Origin of the sequence: Carnobacterium sp. (assembly GCF_032094055.1) — a bacterium.
Classification (GTDB): domain Bacteria; phylum Bacillota; class Bacilli; order Lactobacillales; family Carnobacteriaceae; genus Carnobacterium_A.
Genome location: NZ_DAMDAK010000064.1, coordinates 7,581 through 13,362 on the forward strand (window position 1 = coordinate 7,581; position 5,782 = coordinate 13,362).

Annotated in this window: 5 protein-coding genes; 1 reads left to right on the forward strand and 4 read right to left on the reverse strand. The window is 36.9% G+C overall.

The genetic code is table 11. The features are described 5' to 3' along the window. Positions 1 to 838 (reverse strand): LytS/YhcK type 5TM receptor domain-containing protein (locus tag RT405_RS09795; RefSeq protein WP_313469393.1); only part of this gene is annotated, 838 nt, incomplete at its 3' end. A 243-nt stretch (positions 839 to 1,081) separates the two neighbouring features. On the opposite strand from RT405_RS09795, the gene RT405_RS09800 reads away from it, so the two are divergent. Beyond that, positions 1,082 to 1,777 (forward strand): class A sortase, encoded by a 696-nt coding sequence (locus tag RT405_RS09800; RefSeq protein ID WP_313469395.1) that lies wholly within the window; start codon positions 1,082 to 1,084, stop codon positions 1,775 to 1,777. Between the two features lie 94 nt (positions 1,778 to 1,871). On the opposite strand, the gene RT405_RS09805 is transcribed toward RT405_RS09800, so the two are convergent. The 3 genes from RT405_RS09805 to RT405_RS09815 all read right to left on the reverse strand — a co-directional run. Then, the gene (locus RT405_RS09805) at positions 1,872 to 3,869 is read right to left on the reverse strand and encodes an FtsX-like permease family protein (RefSeq protein ID WP_313469396.1); all 1,998 of its coding nucleotides are present in this window, start codon (positions 3,867 to 3,869) and stop codon (positions 1,872 to 1,874) included. Beyond that, a complete protein-coding gene (locus RT405_RS09810) occupies positions 3,859 to 4,629 on the reverse strand; it encodes an ABC transporter ATP-binding protein (protein ID WP_313469398.1) in 771 nt (256 codons plus the stop codon). Before RT405_RS09810 ends, RT405_RS09805 begins: the two co-directional genes overlap by 11 nt. Positions 4,630 to 4,745: 116 nt before the next feature. Beyond that, positions 4,746 to 5,782: sensor histidine kinase (locus tag RT405_RS09815; protein ID WP_313469400.1), on the reverse strand; the 1,037-nt coding region annotated here is incomplete at its 5' end.

Sequence of the window (5,782 nt, forward strand, 5' to 3'; positions counted from 1 at the left end):
GAATATGGTGATCGCTGGCTGCACCGACATGTGCTAAAATTCTTTCTTGGTCGGTGATGCTGACGGCGGAGACTTTAATGAATCGCTTAATGATCTTAGCTGCTTCTGTACACGATTCTTCGTTCATTCCTGCCCGAAAGTAAGGCAGTGTTTCATTGGCCAGCTGTAAAACATCATGAGTTTGAACAGCTTTCGTTTGTTCTTCTTGCCGCAGTGTCGCGAGAATAATTGAGAGAAATATAGCTGTTCCTAAGCTATTTATCAGAATCATCGGCAATGAAATAAAACTGACCAACTTGATCGATTCTTGAAGATTTTCGCTAAAAATCAAAATACATACCATTTGGATTCCTTCAGCCAACGCACCAATAAGCATACCTTCAGAAACAGTTGGATAACTGTTCTTTTTCATTGTCTTTACCCCATAAAGACCGGTAAATAACCCAATCAAGATAGAAGAAATCACATAAATAAAAGCCGCTTCCCCACCTTGAAAATAGCGAACAATTCCGGAAATAACCCCAACACTCAATCCAACAGCTGGGCCGCCGATCAAACCAGAAACTCCTATAGTCAACACACGTGTATTGGCTAGTGAAGAATTAGCAGCTAAAGTCGTAAATAGTTGATCTGATATGATTTGATCGCGACCAATCTCCACTCCGGTAAAATTAGAAATAGTTGCAAAAACACTGAATACAATGATCAACTGCAGTTTAGTCGTTAATTGTTTCCGTTCAGTTAACATATTTTTAAAGTATTGAATATTCATTAACATATACGCCACGATAATGATTAAGCCGACACGCTCAATCATTAAAATAAATAAATTTAACATTATGGTACCCTCCATTACTGATACCTCTAGTTTACATCAAAACACTTAGAAACCTAAAATAATTTTAACCGCTTGACAGCTTCATGAACATTCCTCTATAAGTAGCATCTATGGAATAAACAAAAAATAAGTAATCTACTCACAATAAAAAAATACGTAAAATAAAAGTGGCAACATAATGAACACGATCTGTCAATCAAATGGTATACTAATCATCAGATAGATATAAAGGAGTTCTCGCTTATGAAAAAAAGCACCGTTATCCACTTAGTATCCTATTTATTTTTATTTATAGGAACCATTTTATTGCTAGTAACCCCTATCAAAAATTATATTGTCCATCATGCAACAAATGATTTGTCACTTAATCAATTATCAAAAGAAGATGTGAAGTCCAACCAAGCTGCCTCAGCTTCATTTGATTTTTCTAAAATTGAAATGTTGGATTTCCAATCGATTGTTAACGCTCGTTTAAACATAGATGATATCAACATTGTTGGTGGTATCAGCGTTCCGAGTGTTGGTTTAAATCTGCCGATTGGCTTAGGTCTTTCCCCTTCCACACTCGCTTTAACAGCCGGAACAATGAAAGAAAATCAAGTCATGGGTAAAGGTAATTATGCTTTAGCTGGCCACCATATGAACCGTTCTGATTTATTATTCAGCCCCTTGTATCAAGCAAAAAAAGGCGATACTGTTTATTTAACTGATTTAGATTTTATTTATAAATACAGTATTACCGACATGCGAACTATCGAAGCAACAGCAGTTGAAGTCATTGAAGATGTTGAAAATGCGACCATACTCACCTTAATTACTTGTGATGATGATGGTGTCACTCGTTTATCTGTTACCGCTAACTTTTTGGAAAAAATACCTATAGACGAAGCTTCTAAGGAAATGAAAAAAAGCTTTGATTTGACAGTAAACAACCAATAATGATTAAGTCTAAAACCCCGTAAGCTGAGTTTAGCTTACGGGGTTTTAGAGATATTACATTAATGATGATTGGTACAGAGTCAGTAATTGGTTTTTATTTAACTATATTATAGTAGATTCTTGAAGTGATGCGGTAAATCAACCAATAAATCAGGCTAAAAGCTACGATAACACCCATAATCGATAAAATCAATAATTTTTGGTTGGTAATTCCAAAGATAACCAGCAGTTTTTGAATGATGGGATAAGCAAATGCAATATGAATAACCGCAATGATGATCGGTAAGAAAAACATCCAAATAATCTGTAAACGAGTAGAATCTTTGATCATTTTTTGGTCTAATCCAACTTTTTGCATAATTTGGAATTTTTCGCGATCGTCATACCCTTCAGAAACCTGTTTGAAGTACGTAATCAAAACTGTTCCAATGGTAAACAATAGACCCAAGAAAACACCAAGGAATAGGAAACCACCGTTCATGCTGTACCATTCATCTCGATTCATTTCTCTCGATTCATAAGACATTGAATTTTGATCAGCAAACGTCTCTTTCAATTCCGCAGCATAAGCCGCTTTTTCTTCAGGACTACCTGTCGTATTCCAATTGATCGTTGCAGAAAGATTCCCTGTAAACGTATCAGGATTTTGCTGCATATAAGCTTGAGTGGCTGTTTCAATTTCTGACATATTTGGCAAGACTAGCACTAACGTTTCTAATAATTCACCTTGGCTTTCAATGTCCCCTGGAATAGCCGGCATTTGTTTCAGTTGATACGTTTGTTCTCCTAATGAAAATGTTTGTCCTTTCAAAGTATCTTTCGAATAATAATATAACGCTTCATTCTCTCCTAATTCAATCGTTTCATCCGTCCATTGATTGTAGTCCTCTAAAGGAAGGATAAGCACGGTTGCTAGTGAAGTAAAGTCATTGAGTGTGAAATCTTGTATCACCAATTGATTCTTTTCAATCTTGCCATATAAAGTCTGATACCGGTAGCTTTCCATCTGTTCAGTCTTTAGCCCGGCCGCTGTCGTCTGATCCCCAATCGTTTTTTTGATCTGTTCCATCTCCGGCGACTGGCTCTTTCCATCCGTTTCTTCTCGATCTTCTCCATAAATCGTTACCGTATTCTCAAATGGATAACGATTATTCAAGGTCCCTTCTGAACCGACAAACATCGCAACAGTTGTCGATAACGCTACAATGACCATTGTAGCTAAAATACAAATATTAGCTAATCCAACTGCATTTTGTTTCATACGATACAGCATTCCTGAAATAGAAATAAATGGACCAGGACGGTAGTACAATTTCTTGTTTTTCTTTAAAGCTTTTAAAATAAAAATAGATCCAGAAATAAAGAACAAATAGGTACCGACAATGACTAATAAAACTGCAATAAAGAAATATTGGAGCGCATCAAGCGGATTTTCAATCGACAAAGAAATCCAATAGCCGCCTGCAAGTAACCCGACGGAAAGAAGAAACAAGATAATCGATCCTTTTGGCTCTTTCTCTCCTTCTTTACGACCTTTCAATAATTTGATTGGATTAGAAAAAGTTACTTGGCTGATATTGTAAAGCAAACCGACTAAGAAAATTCCGGCAAATAAAGCAACCGTCAGTAACACTTTGTCTAAGGAAGCCGTATACTTCATTGGTTCTGGCAAATCCAGCAGATAATTCAAAAACATGAAAAACAATTTTCCAAATACTTGCCCCGTGATTAATCCAGCTACAATACTAAAAAAACTTGTCAATGCCATTTCCAGCAATAATACTTTTGCTACGTGTTTTTTCCCTAAACCCAATATACCGTAAAGCCCAATTTCTTTTTTTCGGCGTTTGATCAAAAAACTATTGGTATACAGAATAAAGATAAATGAAAAGATCCCGACCACAACGGCACCAAAGCCAAACAACATTGGCAAGGTGCTTGAACGCCCTTGGACAAATTCGTTGGTCAATAATGAGACCATCAAAAAGAACATCGCGACTGTCATAATAGAAGAAAGCACGTAGGGTAAATACGTTTGCTTGTTAGAACGAATATTCCGCACGGCTAATTTGGCGAAAAATTTAGTGTTCATACTGCTCACCTCGGCTAGACAACACTCTCATGGACTGAGCGATTTGATCCATGAATTCTTCTGCTGTTTGATCGCCACGATAAATTTCATGGTAAACAGCTCCATCACGAATAAATAAAACGCGATTTGAATAACTGGCTGCTCGTGCACTATGCGTGACCATCATAATCGTTTGTCCTGATTCATTGATCCGTTCAAAGGTTTCTAATAAATTTTGTGAAGCGCGTGAATCTAATGCTCCAGTTGGTTCATCTGCCAAAATGATTTTAGGTTTGGTGATCAAGGCTCTGGAAACAGCCACCCGTTGTTTTTGCCCGCCAGAGACTTCATACGGGTAATTGTCTAAATAAGCTTCTATACCTAAATTCTTCACGATCGGTTGAATACGGCTTTCCATTTCAGCGACTGGTGTATTGGATAAAACCAATGGCAATAAAATATTGTCGCGAATGGTAAAATTATCCAGCAAATTGAAATCTTGAAAAACAAAACCGAGTGTGTTCCGACGAAAAGCAGAAATTTCACGGTCTTTGATTTTAGATAAGGGTTTGCCATCTAAATAGGCTTCTCCGCTGCTGGCAGTATCCAATGTTGACAGGATATTCAGTAAAGTTGTTTTACCCGAACCAGATTCTCCCATAATGGAAACAAACTCTCCATTTTCAACTGAAAAATTCACATTTGTCAGTGCTTCTGTTTGTTGGCTCGAAAAACGAGCTGTATAAACTTTTTTTACATTTTTAACTTCTAATAAAGGCATATGCTACCTCCTCCTTTTCTTCTCTTACATCTTATGATAAATAAAAGCTCATTGCATTTACCTATTCTTACAAAACAGAAAAACAACCTTACAGTTTTGTAAGGCTGCTTGTTTTTTCAATCAAATAACTCTAATTCTTTACGGGCTAAATGGATAAATACTTTTGTTCCTTTTCCCAGCACAGATTCAATTGTCAGCTGATGCCCCAACCGCTCAATGATTTTTTGACTCAAGAAAAGTCCCAGTCCGGTTGATTTTTCATGAAGCCGACCATTTAATCCGGAATAACCTTTTTCAAAAATCCTCGGCAAGTCTTCAGCCCGGATGCCCATGCCGTTGTCTTCAATGACTAGTGTTTCTGATCTTTCCGGATCCATATAAATCTTGATCGTCCCACCGACCGTATATTTCAAGCTGTTGGACAAAATTTGTTCCAGTAAGATTTGAAGCCATTTTCCATCAGTCAAAACAGACACTTGAGTTTCTTTATACTCCAATGAGATATAGTTATAAATAAAGAGAATCGAATATTTCTTGATGGTTTTCTTGATGACATAATCGAGATCGATTTCAGCGAAATCAAGATCCGTACCGCTTTCTTCAATTTTCAAATAGTTCAAAGCCATATGAGTGTAATCTTCTAACCGCAATAGCTCCTGGTCTACTTGCTTGGTCAGCGGCTGTTTAGGCTGGCTTTGCATCAACAAGCTGATCGCAGCGATTGGCGTTTTGATTTGATGCAGCCAAAGAGTGAAATATTCCAATTGTTCGCTATTTTTTTCACCAAAGCACTGTTCCGTTTCACGCAACTGACTAACTAAAGAAAGGATTTTTTCGTGATACCATTCATCTGCCGGATCTACACCTTTAGGCAAGTAATTTTCTAGTTCTATCTTGTCTTGCTGGATATCTTGCAGCCTGCCGTATCTTTTAGCATAGCGATAGAATTGAGCTAGCAAATAAAGAAAAAATAAAAATGCCGTTAATTCAATTGTGTAGAATAACAAATCTAATGGCAGTCTACCTAATAAGTAAACGGCGCTAGAAAACAATAGCATGCCGATATACAAGAACAATTGAGGTCGCACAGCTTTAAAAAAAGAAATAAGGAGTTGTTTATTTAGTGATTTAATGAGAATCGTCTCCTTTGCTC

Bases quoted from the DNA above. Each gene is read 5' to 3' on its own strand.
- RT405_RS09800 (WP_313469395.1), top strand. From the start codon at position 1,082: ATGAAAAAAAGCACCGTTATCCACTTAGTATCCTATTTATTTTTATTT.
- RT405_RS09810 (WP_313469398.1), bottom strand. From the start codon at position 4,629: ATGCCTTTATTAGAAGTTAAAAATGTAAAAAAAGTTTATACAGCTCGT.
- RT405_RS09805 (WP_313469396.1), bottom strand. From the start codon at position 3,869: ATGAACACTAAATTTTTCGCCAAATTAGCCGTGCGGAATATTCGTTCT.